This window comes from Vibrio sp. EA2 (assembly GCF_033042495.1).
GTDB lineage: Bacteria > Pseudomonadota > Gammaproteobacteria > Enterobacterales > Vibrionaceae > Vibrio.
Genome location: NZ_JAWLID010000001.1, coordinates 536,402 through 549,537 on the forward strand (window position 1 = coordinate 536,402; position 13,136 = coordinate 549,537).

General features: G+C 43.9%; 12 protein-coding genes. 10 read left to right on the forward strand and 2 right to left on the reverse strand.

The window, feature by feature from the left end:
• Position 1: 1 nt before the first annotated feature.
• Complete coding sequence (gene modB, locus RXX31_RS02410) at positions 2-688, forward strand: molybdate ABC transporter permease subunit (RefSeq protein ID WP_317587493.1); 687 nt, start codon at positions 2-4, stop codon at positions 686-688.
• The gene (modC, locus tag RXX31_RS02415; RefSeq protein ID WP_317587494.1) at positions 688-1,803 is read left to right on the forward strand and encodes a molybdenum ABC transporter ATP-binding protein ModC; all 1,116 of its coding nucleotides are present in this window, start codon (positions 688-690) and stop codon (positions 1,801-1,803) included. Before modB ends, modC begins: the two co-directional genes overlap by 1 nt.
• A 127-nt stretch (positions 1,804-1,930) precedes the next feature.
• On the opposite strand, the gene RXX31_RS02420 is transcribed toward modC, so the two are convergent.
• On the reverse strand, positions 1,931-2,368 hold the full coding sequence (locus RXX31_RS02420) for a DUF3069 domain-containing protein (RefSeq protein ID WP_317587495.1): 438 nt from the start codon (positions 2,366-2,368) through the stop codon (positions 1,931-1,933).
• Between the two features lie 184 nt (positions 2,369-2,552).
• Here RXX31_RS02420 and RXX31_RS02425 point away from each other — a divergent pair, with 184 nt between their 5' ends.
• Positions 2,553-3,512: a diguanylate cyclase gene (locus RXX31_RS02425; RefSeq protein WP_317587496.1), complete on the forward strand. Its 960-nt coding sequence runs from the start codon at positions 2,553-2,555 to the stop codon at positions 3,510-3,512.
• 7 nt (positions 3,513-3,519) lie between these two features.
• Here RXX31_RS02425 and RXX31_RS02430 read toward each other — a convergent pair whose 3' ends face one another.
• Positions 3,520-4,764 (reverse strand): GGDEF domain-containing protein, encoded by a 1,245-nt coding sequence (locus tag RXX31_RS02430; RefSeq protein WP_317587497.1) that lies wholly within the window; start codon positions 4,762-4,764, stop codon positions 3,520-3,522.
• A 352-nt stretch (positions 4,765-5,116) separates the two neighbouring features.
• Here RXX31_RS02430 and RXX31_RS02440 point away from each other — a divergent pair, with 352 nt between their 5' ends.
• The 7 genes from RXX31_RS02440 to RXX31_RS02470 all read left to right on the forward strand — a co-directional run bounded on the left by RXX31_RS02440 (position 5,117) and on the right by RXX31_RS02470 (position 13,105).
• Complete coding sequence (locus RXX31_RS02440) at positions 5,117-5,398, forward strand: HlyU family transcriptional regulator (protein ID WP_317587498.1); 282 nt, start codon at positions 5,117-5,119, stop codon at positions 5,396-5,398.
• A gap of 435 nt (positions 5,399-5,833) precedes the next feature.
• The gene (locus tag RXX31_RS02445) at positions 5,834-7,390 is read left to right on the forward strand and encodes a Re/Si-specific NAD(P)(+) transhydrogenase subunit alpha (protein WP_317587499.1); all 1,557 of its coding nucleotides are present in this window, start codon (positions 5,834-5,836) and stop codon (positions 7,388-7,390) included.
• 9 nt (positions 7,391-7,399) lie between these two features.
• On the forward strand, positions 7,400-8,776 hold the full coding sequence (pntB, locus tag RXX31_RS02450) for a Re/Si-specific NAD(P)(+) transhydrogenase subunit beta (protein ID WP_317587500.1): 1,377 nt from the start codon (positions 7,400-7,402) through the stop codon (positions 8,774-8,776).
• Positions 8,777-8,932: 156 nt separating this feature from the next.
• A complete protein-coding gene (vxrA, locus tag RXX31_RS02455; RefSeq protein ID WP_317587501.1) occupies positions 8,933-10,387 on the forward strand; it encodes a sensor histidine kinase VxrA in 1,455 nt (484 codons plus the stop codon).
• Positions 10,362-11,030: a response regulator transcription factor VxrB gene (gene vxrB, locus RXX31_RS02460; RefSeq protein ID WP_317587502.1), complete on the forward strand. Its 669-nt coding sequence runs from the start codon at positions 10,362-10,364 to the stop codon at positions 11,028-11,030. The genes vxrA and vxrB overlap by 26 nt, the downstream gene beginning before the upstream one ends.
• A gap of 6 nt (positions 11,031-11,036) precedes the next feature.
• Entirely contained in the window at positions 11,037-11,918 is an 882-nt protein-coding gene (locus RXX31_RS02465) for a DUF2861 family protein (RefSeq protein WP_317587503.1), read from the forward strand.
• Positions 11,919-11,977: 59 nt separating this feature from the next.
• A complete protein-coding gene (locus RXX31_RS02470) occupies positions 11,978-13,105 on the forward strand; it encodes a conjugal transfer protein TraF (RefSeq protein ID WP_317587504.1) in 1,128 nt (375 codons plus the stop codon).
• The last annotated feature ends 31 nt before the right edge of the window (positions 13,106-13,136 follow it).

The following is a 13,136-nucleotide window of genomic DNA, read 5'->3' on the forward strand; positions in this document are numbered from 1 at the left end:
CGTGACGGAACTTGAATACCAAGCTTTAATCTTAAGCCTGAAAGTCGGTACATACGCGGTACTATGGCTCATCCCTTTAGGGGTTTTATTGGCTTGGCTACTTTCGCGCAAAGAGTTCTTTGGCAAATCAGTCCTTGATAGCCTCATTCATTTACCGTTGGTGTTACCTCCTGTTGTTATCGGATATTTACTGTTGGTCTCACTTGGACGACAAGGGTTCCTCGGCAGTTGGCTCTATGAGCATTTTGGTTTGGTATTTAGCTTTAATTGGAAAGGCGCAGTTGTCGCTTGTATTGTTGTCGCGTTGCCACTTATGGTTCGCTCTGTTCGTTTAAGCCTGGAAAATGTCGATCCCAAACTTGAACATGCAGCTTCCACGCTTGGTGCTTCTCGACTAAAAGTATTTATGACGATAACACTGCCATTGACAATCCCTGGCATCATTACCGGAACCATGTTGTCGTTCGCGCGCAGCCTGGGCGAATTTGGTGCCACAATTAGCTTCGTATCTAATATTCCGGGAGAGACACAAACAATACCGCTTGCAATGTATAACTTTATAGAAACGCCCGGTGCAGAGATGGAAGCGGCACGCCTGTGTATTATTTCTATTGTACTGGCGTTATCCACATTAATGGCATCTGAGTGGCTGAATCGAAAAGCGTCAAGCCGACTGGGAGCCAAATAATGAGCATTAAAATTCAATTTAAACAGTTACTTGGTGAAACTGATTTTGATATTAATCTAGAGTTACCCTGTAACGGAATAAGCGCACTTTTTGGTCGATCTGGTGCAGGCAAAACAACGTTAATCAATGTGATCAGTGGGCTAGTCACGCCGACACAAGGTAAAGTGACCATCGGTGATCATGTTTTGTATGATAGTGATAAGTCGATAAATTTACCGACTCACAAGCGTAAAATTGGCTACGTTTTTCAGGACTCCCGTTTATTCCCACACTATTCAGTAAAAGGGAACTTGATGTATGGCGTTAAACAGAAAGACGACGCTTACTTTGATGCGGTAACAGAGCTGCTTTCTATAAAGCCACTTCTAAAGCGTTTCCCTGCATCGCTTTCTGGTGGCGAAAGACAGCGAGTAGCCATCGCGCGTGCATTATTGTCTAAACCCAATTTATTGTTAATGGATGAGCCATTAGCATCGTTAGATATGCCGAGAAAGCGGGAAGTGATGCCGTTTCTTGAGGAACTGTCTGACAAAGTCAATATTCCCATTGTCTACGTGACACATAGTCTACAAGAAATCATCAGACTGGCGCAGAACCTGGCTATTATTGAGCAAGGTCGAATTGTGACCTCTGGGAGGCTGGAAGAGGTCTGGGCCTCGCACGCCATGAGGCCGTGGCAGTCGTTTTCTGAACACAGTAGCTTGTTTGAAGGGAAAATTGCCGAACATCACGAGCAATATGCACTGACGTCAGTAAAGCTGGGTCAGAGCGCATCACTTTGGGTACAAAAGATTGAGGGTGAACCGGGTACACCGATTCGACTTCAGGTGCGAGCTAGCGACGTTTCTATAGCACTAGAGCGTCCGGTTGGCACATCGATTCGAAATGTGTTGCCTGCGACAGTTCAGTCTATAGAGCAAGTGAATGTCGGAGATGATAAACAGAGTATAACGGTATCTTTGCAGTTAGATGAGCGTTGCTGTTTGTGGGCAAAAATTACGCCTTGGGCGCTCGATGATCTCAACTTAAAGCCAGGCGACTCCGTCTATGCACAAGTGAAAGGGGTGAGTGTGACTCAACGCGACATTGCGTTTGCACCACATTCTTATCATTGATGGTCTTTACAGCCACCTGGTTACTTCTGATAACAATGAGTAACTACAATCCCGAATACAACAAAGGGCTGCACAATGCAGCCCTTCCTTTACATGAACACTGAGTGTTACTAAACCCGAGTACAGGTTATTTAGCAAACACTTCTTTGAATTCACGTTTTAGCAGAGGATCACGGCGCGCTTTTTTCATTTGCTTAACCATGTCTTTCACGCAGTTGTGAAGAACATTGTCTAGCAACTGAGATCGGTACTCTTCTTTATCTTCATCTGTCATGTTTTCTGGCAGATTCAGGGTTGGAAATTCTTCCATTACGTTGATACCAGCAAATGCTTGGCCGACAGAAACTAGAGCATGGAACTGTTCAAAATTATCCAGAATGTTTTGAGCGCTTGCTGGCATTTCGTCCCAAGACGCGCGAACAGCTTCTTCTGACACTTCATGGATAGAGGTAACCATTTCGAACATTTCTTCTGGAACTTCGTCGAACTCAATAACCTTACGTAGCTCTGGAGAAATGGTTTCTAGATCGATTTTTTTGCTTTCGGTGTTAGTTGCTTCTGACATGGTGCGTCTCTCGTTACAAAAAGGCGGGAATAGTAATATCAAATGATTCAAATATCTACCATTATAGTCTTTGGATTACGCGACATTTAAACAAAAATATAGCAGTTAACTTTTGATACGACGTAACAAGTCGTTGAATATGATATATGGTTAACTAAGACACAATAAGATAATGGAACACCTTATGCAGCCTAAATGGACATCAATGCGTATTCTTCTTGTTGACGATGTTCAATTAGACAGAATGCAGTTGGCCATTCGTCTTAAACAGCTGGGGCATATCGTCAAAACAGTAGGCAGCGGTTCAGAAGCCTTAGAGGTTTATGAAAATTTTGACCCTGAGTTAATTTTGCTTGATATCTCCATGCCAGAAATGGATGGCTTTGAGCTTTCATTATCAATCAGAAAAGCCTTCCCTGAGTGGATTCCTATCATCTTCCTTAGTAGTCATGAAGAACCCGAGATCATCGCTAAAGCGATAGAGGCGGGCGGTGATGACTACCTTATCAAGCCTGTCGATAAACTTGTGCTAAGTTCCAAGCTCATCGCCATGCAGCGAATTGCTCACATGAGACGTGAGTTAAAACAAGTGACGGCGCAGCTCGAAAAAGTGAATCGACAGTTAACCCAGCAGGCAAACGAAGATGGGTTAACTAAGTTATATAACCGCAGGTACATCGACCAAAAACTTGAGTCAATGGTTGCGTGGCATGGCCGCCGTCATATGCCGATGGCGATGATTTTGTTAAATGTCGACTTTTTTAAGGCGTTTAATGATAACTATGGCCACATAGAAGGCGATAGATGTTTGCAGGCGATTGCACGTCAGCTCAAAGTGACCTTCAGCCGTTCAGGAGAGTACGTTGGTCGTTATGGTGGCGAAGAGTTTATTGTACTGCTGAGTAGTACTGATGGACAAATGGCAGAAAGAGAAGCTGAGCGCATTCAAGAGGCGATCAACTTCCTTAATTATCCTCATGAGTACTCAAGCATCTCACATATAGTGACAGTGTCACAGGGCGTACTTGCCTTTCGGGCGACGGGAAAAGAGAACAAAGCCGATTTGTACGCAATGGTGGATAGAGCGCTCTATACATCGAAATCACTTGGACGTGATACACATACATTGGTAAATAAGAATTGAAAATAACCTATTTGCTATAACATTTTATGCAATTTCGGCCAGAGTCTTTTGCTTGATATAAAGCCTCATCAGCTAATGAGAGGACATCTTCAGGATCTAGGGCATTTCGGCTGTCCGCAACGCCAATACTAACCGTTACTGATACCGACTTTCTCTTTAGCTTTTCATTGCCGCGCTTCATTTGTCCTTGCTTATTGTCGTCCGGGCGAGACGCTGAATCACGCAGGACCATTTTATAATTCGCGATCAACTTATGGACTTCCTCTAATTGCTTTACACAATCTTCAGCGTATTTGCCTTTAAATAGAATAGTGAATTCTTCACCACCAAATCGATAAACTTTAGCGCCACCACGCGTTTTCATTAACAACGTTGCGACGAGTTTAAGCACGTTGTCGCCAGTGTCATGCCCGTACGTATCGTTAAAGTTTTTAAAGTGATCAACATCTAACATCGCGATAGTGTACTTACCATCCATATCTTTAAAATCAAGATCAAGAGCTCTACGGCTAGGGATAAGCGTCAAACTGTCTGTAAAGGCAAGGTGGTGGCTAGCCGTTGTTGAATACACAATCATAAGCAGGCCTGCCAAAGTAAACATGGTGCTTGATATGTATTGCACATCGAAAAAGATAAATGTTGCAGAGGCCAGAGCCATCGCGGAGTAAGTCATGGCATGGATGATTTTATTGGTTCTTAAGACCAAGATGCCAAGAAAACCGACAATACCAAGACAATATAAGACGAGAATGAATGGGAGTTTGGAGATACTCGGTACAATGAACAAAATACCTTGTGTCCAGTCCTCGAATCGCCCTTTGACATGGAACCTCAGTGTTATATAAGACCACAGTAGAAATATCGCCAGCATCAAAACATAGGCAAACATGGCTTTTGAGTTTGCGCCATCTTTACTAAATAGAAATACTGCCAGAAATGAGATAGGCAGTAATGTCGCCAAGATCGTTAACTCGATAAGAGCTGTTCCGCTACTAAGCGGCACTTGAAGACGCTGCTGGATGATAAAATAAGCAAGGAGCATAGAGACGCATACCATGGACTCTCGTCCTTGCTTAAATGAGTAGCAAAGTAGTAGTGCACAACCCAGCAGTACATAAGGTAAATTTGCGGCAACACCCCAGTTTGACTCAGTCATCTGAATAATACTATTCATGCCAGATATCGCTAACCCCAACAATGCTATGGGGAAAACGAATTTAAAGCCTGATGATGTCATTAAGGATGAGGACATTCGAAAAGTTTGCCTACAAAATTAGTTGAATACATAAGTGAGTCACAATACGCATCAGGTTGATATTATCGTTGTGGATTATAAGCTTTCAGTATCTTAGCAATTTTCCACCATAAGTACACCTGTGTTGTTAACTAAGTGGTTAAGAACATGCTATGAGCAATCGGGTAACGACTGCGATAGAAGCAAAAAACCGTAACAATGATGTGCCTGTTATTTTTCCACATACCCGTTATGATGAAGGTAAATCGCTGAATTGGTACTAGAAACCAATTCTTATGTTAATAATAGGTATGAATACACAACCCTGCACCTAGTAATTATAGAGGTTGTGTAAGCCCAAGGAGGAATTGTGGGATTCTTTTCGCGTTTGTTTGGAGGCAGTGAAAAAACTGTCGAAGTAAAAACTGTAGAGCCAGTTGAATACAAAGGCTTTCTTATCTACCAGGAAAGTATCGCTGAAGGCGGTCAATTTCGTATTGCAGGACGAATTGAAAAAGAGATTGATGGCGAGCTAAAGACACATCGTTTCATTCGTTCAGACTTGCTGGGTTCAGAAGTCGATGCCAACGAGCTGATGTTGAAGAAATCACAAATGTTTATTGATCAAATGGGCGACAAGATCTTCGATTAACAAATCACAGTAATTTGATGCGAATCATCTTAATAAGAGCCATTAGTATATATGCTGATGGCTCTTTCTTTTTTTGAAGGCTTAAACACCTGTTAATTAAGGGTTTAGTAAGATCCTGGTTGGACCTCTTTTCAGGAAGAGATTCCCAGACTTTTTGGACGCAAATAGAAAAAATTTGATTACCTAACGAAATATGTAATGAAATTTAGTTTTTATATAACAAAACACTTGCAGTCATGACTCTCCTTAGATACAAAAAGAATATAACAGGGCTGTTGAACAGGGTATTGCAGTGCAAATAGGTGAACCCAAACATCGGTGTTTTGATTGCATTTATCTTGTGTAGTTAAACAGGAAGAAACAAAAAAGAATTAGAGTAGAGCACAGCTCATTTTTGGGACTAATTAATAGATATGTATACAAGGAGTATGCGTTTTGCAAATCGGTGTACCTAGAGAGATACTCGCGGGTGAATCGCGAGTAGCTGCATCACCAAAGTCGGTTGAGCAGTTAATTAAGTTGGGGTTCGACGTCGCAATCGAATCTCAGGCGGGGGTGCTAGCGAGTTTCGATGATGCTGCTTATGAAGCTGCAGGTGCGAAAATCGTTTCTAGTGACGAAGTTTGGACATCAGGTCTTATCCTTAAAGTAAATGCGCCACTCGTAGATGAAGAAAAAGGCATCGACGAAATCGCGCTACTACAAGACGGTGCGACACTTATTAGTTTTATTTGGCCTGCACAAAATGCAGAGCTAATGGAACAGCTTTCTACTAAGAACATTAACGTTCTGGCGATGGATTCCGTTCCTCGCATCTCTCGAGCTCAGGCGTTAGATGCACTTTCTTCAATGGCTAACATCGCAGGTTACCGTGCGGTCGTTGAAGCGGCTCATGAATTTGGTCGTTTCTTTACGGGTCAGATTACGGCGGCAGGTAAAGTTCCACCAGCGAAGGTATTAGTTGCTGGTGCGGGTGTGGCAGGTTTGGCGGCAATCGGCGCGGCAGGCAGTCTTGGCGCTATTGTACGCGCATTCGACGTTCGCCCTGAAGTAAAAGAGCAAGTTGAGTCCATGGGTGCAGAATTCCTGACCGTGGACTTCCAAGAGGATTCTGGCTCTGGCGACGGCTACGCTAAAGAAATGTCTGATGACTTCAACAAGAAAGCGGCTGAATTATACGCTGAGCAAGCGAAAGACGTTGATATCATCATCACCACGGCTTTGATCCCTGGAAAACCTGCGCCGACGCTGATCACCAAAGAGATGGTTGACAGCATGAAAGCAGGTAGTGTGATTGTAGACTTGGCGGCTGCGAATGGCGGTAACTGTGAATACACGGTAAAAGACCAAGTTATCATGACTGACAACGGCGTTAAAATTGTTGGTTACACCGATATGGTAGGCCGTTTGCCAACGCAATCTTCTCAGCTTTACGCAACAAACCTTGTCAACCTACTAAAACTTCTTTGCAAAGAGAAAGACGGCAACATTGATATCGATTTTGAAGACGTGGTACTTCGCGGTGTGACTGTTGTTAAAGAAGGCGAAATAACTTGGCCTGCGCCACCAATTCAAGTTTCTGCTCAACCTCAGGCTAAGCAAGAACCTGTTGCTAAGAAAGAGCCAAAAGTTGAAGAGCCAACTTCTCCGACCAAAAAACTTGTTGGTTTAGTTGCAGCTGTTGGTGCTTTTGCATGGATTGCTTCGGTTGCTCCTGCGGCGTTCCTTTCACACTTTACAGTATTCGTATTAGCGTGTGTCGTAGGTTACTACGTAGTATGGAACGTAACGCATGCACTGCACACGCCGCTTATGTCGGTAACTAACGCTATCTCGGGCATTATTGTTGTTGGTGCGTTACTGCAAATTGGACAAGGTAATGGGGTCGTATCCTTCCTTTCGTTCATCGCCGTGTTGATCGCGAGTATCAACATATTCGGTGGTTTCACCGTCACCAAGCGTATGCTTGAAATGTTCCGCAAAGATAAATAAGGGGTCACAATGTCTGCAGGATTAGTACAAGCAGCTTACATTGTTGCTGCATTATTTTTCATCATGAGTTTGGCGGGCCTTTCTAAGCAAGAGTCTGCACGTAACGGTAACTACTACGGCATCGCTGGTATGACGATCGCGCTGATCGCAACGATCTTCAGTCCGGATGCTCAAGGTTTTGGTTGGATCATTATCGCGATGGCGATCGGTGGTGCGATCGGTATTTTCTACGCTAAGAAAGTAGAAATGACCGAGATGCCAGAACTGGTTGCGATTCTACACAGCTTCGTAGGTTTGGCTGCGGTTCTTGTTGGTTACAACAGCTACCTCGACGCACCAGAAGCGGCAACACATGCTGAGCACGTAATCCACCTTGTCGAAGTATTCCTTGGTGTGTTTATCGGTGCGGTGACGTTTACCGGTTCTATCGTGGCATTTGGTAAGTTGCGTGGGGTGATTTCATCTTCTCCACTTAACCTTCCTCATAAACATAAAATGAACCTGGCTGCGATCGTAGTGTCTACGCTTCTTATGATCTACTTCGTAAAAGCAGACGGCAGCATGTTCGCGCTTATCGTAATGACGCTGATTGCATTTGCCTTTGGTTACCATTTGGTTGCTTCAATCGGTGGTGCAGATATGCCAGTTGTTGTTTCAATGTTGAACTCGTACTCTGGTTGGGCAGCGGCTGCGGCAGGTTTCATGCTAGCAAACGACCTATTGATCGTAACTGGTGCGTTGGTTGGTTCTTCAGGTGCAATTCTGTCTTACATCATGTGTAAAGCGATGAACCGCTCTTTCATCAGTGTTATTGCTGGTGGATTTGGTCAGGAGATCGTTATTTCTGGTGATGAAGAGCAGGGCGAACACCGTGAAACCAGTGCTGAAGAAGTGGCTGAAATGCTGAAAAACTCAAAATCAGTCATTATCACTCCGGGATACGGTATGGCGGTAGCACAAGCACAGTACCCTGTACATGAGATCACGGATGCGCTTCGCTCACAAGGTATTGAAGTACGTTTTGGTATTCACCCTGTAGCGGGTCGACTACCTGGCCACATGAACGTATTGCTGGCAGAAGCTAAAGTTCCTTATGATATCGTTCTTGAAATGGACGAAATCAATGACGACTTTAGTGAAACTGATACCGTACTTGTTATTGGTGCTAACGATACCGTTAACCCAGCGGCGCTAGAAGATCCAAACAGCCCGATCGCAGGCATGCCTGTACTAGAAGTTTGGAATGCTAAAAACGTTATTGTATTCAAGCGTTCAATGAATACCGGTTACGCTGGCGTACAAAACCCGTTGTTCTTTAAAGAAAACACGTCAATGCTATTTGGCGACGCGAAAGAAAGCGTGGAGAATATTTTTAAAGCGTTGTAATCAAAGACTGCTTTAAAAGTACTCAGGGCCAGCAATCGCTGGCCCTTTTTTGTTCTGGTTCAATGTTATAGTAATGCAAATCCTGAAGTTACCCGATGTCATTTGTTTCTAGATTGCTGTATAGTTTCGCGTAATCTAATTAGTGACGGTAACAGTTTGATTAACAAGATTTTGCTCGGTTTAGCCTCTATCCTGCCGGTTTTTTCGGCAACAGCAGCAGCCGATTCATTACCAGAGAGAATAGATACGTTTACAGAGCTATTTAACTATGAAGTAGCTCTTAAGTCGTACGATATTCGTATTCTGCAATCAAATTACCCAACCAAGTTACTTGCGCCTGATTCATTACTTCCGCAGACGTCCGACTATCCGCTAAAAGACATACAGCAGCTTTATAGTTTAGATAAGACTTGTCGTGGTAAACTGCCGCTTAGCCCTTTAATCACTGAGCCGCTTGTGTTCACTCGAGCCATATGTAAAGGCACGGAGCTGACACCACGATGGTTCTCTCGTAGTGGACTGATCCACCCGGGTGGTGGTACTTATGCGGCCCGCTATGTAGATAAGCATCCAGAACTTAGACCAAAGCTCGCTCAGTACATGCACATAAAAGAGCGTGGCAACGAAGAGGGCGATGAGTTACTCGAAAGCTTGCAAAACATGAATGATGACGCCATAAATGCGTTGATCGCCGGAGCAAGCATGTTCATTGAAAGTAATGAACTTTGGCTACGTCGAGGTGATCGCTACTTTGTGTTCGAAAAAGAACTATGGCAAGAGAATGTCGCGAACGCAGGTTTGTCTTATTCGCTGGCGTCAGAGAACAAAAGCTGTTTCGTAAAGCGAGGTAATATTTGCTGGGACGTTGAAGACCATTCCCAAATCCTGCGTATCAGCATGATTGTGTTGGTCATCGCGAACATACTTCTCGTTATTGGTTGGGCGGTGTATCGTTGGAACAGCAAACGGGAAGAGTTACGCAGCCGTATGCTGGTACTGCAAATTTTGACTCATGAATTGAGAACGCCAATCGCGTCTCTGTCTATGACCGTTGAAGGATTTCGCCGAGAATTTGAACACTTACCTGAAAGTGTATATGACGAATTCCGCAGGCTGTGCGAAGATACACGTCGATTACGCCAATTAGCGGAGGCGAGTAAGGATTATTTGCAATCTGATAACCAAATGCTTGCAACAGACTGGGTTCCATCTGTTGCCGAATGGTTAGAATTTAAGATTGAAGAAGAATTTGATAGCGCTGTACTTATCAACATAAATGAAGATGTGGCAGCTAAAGTTAACGTGTACTGGCTTGGCACTTGCATTGATAACTTACTGCGTAATGCATTGAAGTATGGCGTACCACCGGTTGAACTGAACGTTCAAACGAGTGAAGATAAAATCGTTTTCCAAGTCCGTGATGCCGGTGACTTGACCGCAAAAGACTGGACAAATTTGAAAAAACCGTTCGTAAGTAAGAGCGGATTAGGACTTGGACTAACAATCGTTGAATCTATGGTAGGCCGCATGGGCGGAAAAATGTCCCTTATTGGACCACCTACAACCTTTATATTGGAGATACCTTGTGAAACAGACACTGCTTCTCGTTGAGGACGATAAAAACTTGGCTGATGGCCTGTTAGTAAGCCTGGAACAAGCAGGATATGAGTGTTTACATGTGGAGCGTATTGCGGACGTTGCATCGCAATGGAAGAACGCCGATTTAGTGATTCTCGATCGCCAGTTACCTGATGGTGACTCTGTACAACATCTTCCTGAATGGAAAAATATCAAGGATGTACCCGTCATTCTGCTGACAGCTCTAGTGACGGTAAAAGACAAAGTTGCGGGCCTAGATTCGGGTGCGAACGACTACTTAACCAAGCCGTTTGCAGAAGCTGAACTGTTCGCACGTATTCGAGCACAACTACGTGCTCCGGATTCTGCAGAGCAGGAAGGCACAACGACAGATAAAGTAATCACAAAGGATTTAGAGATCGATCGCGCGACTCGTGAAGTCATGTTTAAAGACGAGTTAATTACTCTGACTCGTACAGAGTTCGACCTACTACTGTTCTTAGCGTCTAACCTGGGCCGTGTCTTTACGCGAGATGAGTTACTTGATCACGTGTGGGGTTACAACCACTTCCCAACTACACGAACGGTTGATACTCACGTACTTCAGCTACGCCAGAAATTACCAGGCTTAGAAATCGAGACACTTCGTGGTGTCGGATACAAGATGAAAGCTTAAAGAATAATGAAAGTACTACTCCCGGTAGTTTTGTCATTAGCGTTAGTGAAACCAGTCCATGCTATGGACTGGTTTCGAACCAATACGCCCTTAACACAGGCTCATCAACACCTGCTTGAAGATGATCTTTCAGGGATGTTCAATACATTAGTTGAACTATGGCAGACAGAACCCAGCCGCGATTTAACCTCACACTTAAATGATCTGCTTGGTCAGTCTCTGACTAAGGATTGTGGAAAATCACTTACAGCCGTTACTTTACCAGACTGGATAAGTGGCGTTAACGTTATACGCCAGACGATCCAAAGTCCGGGTCGCGATACGTTCCGCTTGGTCGTCAAGTTACGAGCAACCACAGACATTGAACAAATTACATTCAAACGTTGGGTTGATAGTTCTATCTCTGCAGACAGTTCATTTTCGCTAGAAGAAATACCAGAGGGTACGGAAATAGCGAACGAACGAAGTTTTCTCAAACGCTACAACTTAACGGGCCAACTGGAATCCGGGTTGTATCATTTAACGGTGGTTGCCAAAGACAAACCGGAGTATCGGACCTGGGTTATTTTAGGTGATTCCAACTCTAGCCAATACGTTCGCTGGACGTCGAAAGAAAACTGGAAAGTTGAGAAGAGCGCACTGAGAAATCCACATTGTCCATTGCCACAACTTGAAGTAGGGCTTTACGACTACGTAGAGGGACAATATGAACAAATGTGGAAGAAAACCTATGAGTCTAATTACCCTGAGTCGCTGGAACTCGCTGGTGTACCAAATGATCGCTACGTTCTTGCAGTGAGTATCAACAGTCGCCGTTGGCAAGGTGACATCATTGTTGAGCAAGCTCAAACGATAAGTCGCACTTATGATCTATCGCAAGAAGAATAACTAAAGAAATTACATTTGTGCCGATATAAGTTCAGGAAGAACGAAATCACAAGTGTAGTATGAAAAAACAATTCACAATATTATCAACCGTCATCACCGCATCGCTATTTTCCAATGTAGCTTCTGCTGCAACTTACGCAATTGAAGCTCGTAGCGATGCGATGGGCGGTGTTGGCACTGTCTCTGCCAGTTACCTTACCGCGCCATTTTTTAACCCCGCCTTAACTGCGATTTACCGCCGTAATGATGATGCCGGTATGATTGTGCCAAGCTTTGGCATTCGCTTCGACGATCAATACGATCTGATTGATGAAATTGATCGAATCAGTAAGCTCACTGATGCGATTGAAATCGAAAGTGCATTGAACACGCTTGCTGAAGAGAATCAGAAAGTAAACTTTGATCTTGGTGGCGTCGTTGCTCTTGGTATCCCCAACAAATTCTTATCTGCAACTGTATACGGTAAACTGTATACCGAGTCATTTGTACAGCCTAATATTGATATGACTGGCACAGAGCCGCGAAATGACAGCTTCATCCAAGGTGTTAGCGTTGGTGTTGCCGAGGCAGGAGTTTCGTTAGCAAAATACACCAACTATTTGGGCCAGCATTTGTCGTTTGGTATTACACCTAAGCTACAACGTATTTACACTTACTCATACGCCTCAAGCTTTAATAACTTTGATGCCGCTGACTTACGTGAAAACGACACCGCGGAAACCATGTTCAATTTGGATGCGGGGGCGCTTTGGTTCTTTGGCCAATACCGGCTCGGTATTGCGGCAAAAAACTTAATCGGTAGGGATGTGGACACCAAATCGTTTCAGTTCAACGGCAATACCATTCAATCTTACCAATACAGTATGAGACCAGTTTATACCGTTGGTGCAGGCATCGTTGCAGATTACTTTACCATGAGTGTCGACTACGACTTAAATGAAGAAAAACGCTTTTCATCATTCGATGACAACACGCAAATGATCCGAGCTGGTGTTGAGTTTGATATTTTACGTCAGATGGCACTCAGAGCTGGGTATATGAAGAACTTAGCACGAAGTAACGACGACGGAACGATTACTGCAGGAGTAGGGTTGTCGCCACTAAACTTAATTGAACTCGATATCGCTGCAAGTTATACCAATGAAAACGCGATGGGGGCGTCAATTAATTTCCTTGCGACCTATTAAGCGAATGGTTATAGTCAGCTCCTCAAAATGA

Excerpts from the sequence above, each read along its gene's own strand:
- modC (WP_317587494.1), top strand. The coding sequence starts at position 688 with ATGAGCATTAAAATTCAATTTAAACAGTTACTTGGTGAAACTGATTTT.
- RXX31_RS02420 (WP_317587495.1), bottom strand. The coding sequence starts at position 2,368 with ATGTCAGAAGCAACTAACACCGAAAGCAAAAAAATCGATCTAGAAACC.
- RXX31_RS02425 (WP_317587496.1), top strand. The coding sequence starts at position 2,553 with ATGCAGCCTAAATGGACATCAATGCGTATTCTTCTTGTTGACGATGTT.
- RXX31_RS02430 (WP_317587497.1), bottom strand. The coding sequence starts at position 4,764 with ATGTCCTCATCCTTAATGACATCATCAGGCTTTAAATTCGTTTTCCCC.
- pntB (WP_317587500.1), top strand. The coding sequence starts at position 7,400 with ATGTCTGCAGGATTAGTACAAGCAGCTTACATTGTTGCTGCATTATTT.
- RXX31_RS02465 (WP_317587503.1), top strand. The coding sequence starts at position 11,037 with ATGAAAGTACTACTCCCGGTAGTTTTGTCATTAGCGTTAGTGAAACCA.
- RXX31_RS02470 (WP_317587504.1), top strand. The coding sequence starts at position 11,978 with ATGAAAAAACAATTCACAATATTATCAACCGTCATCACCGCATCGCTA.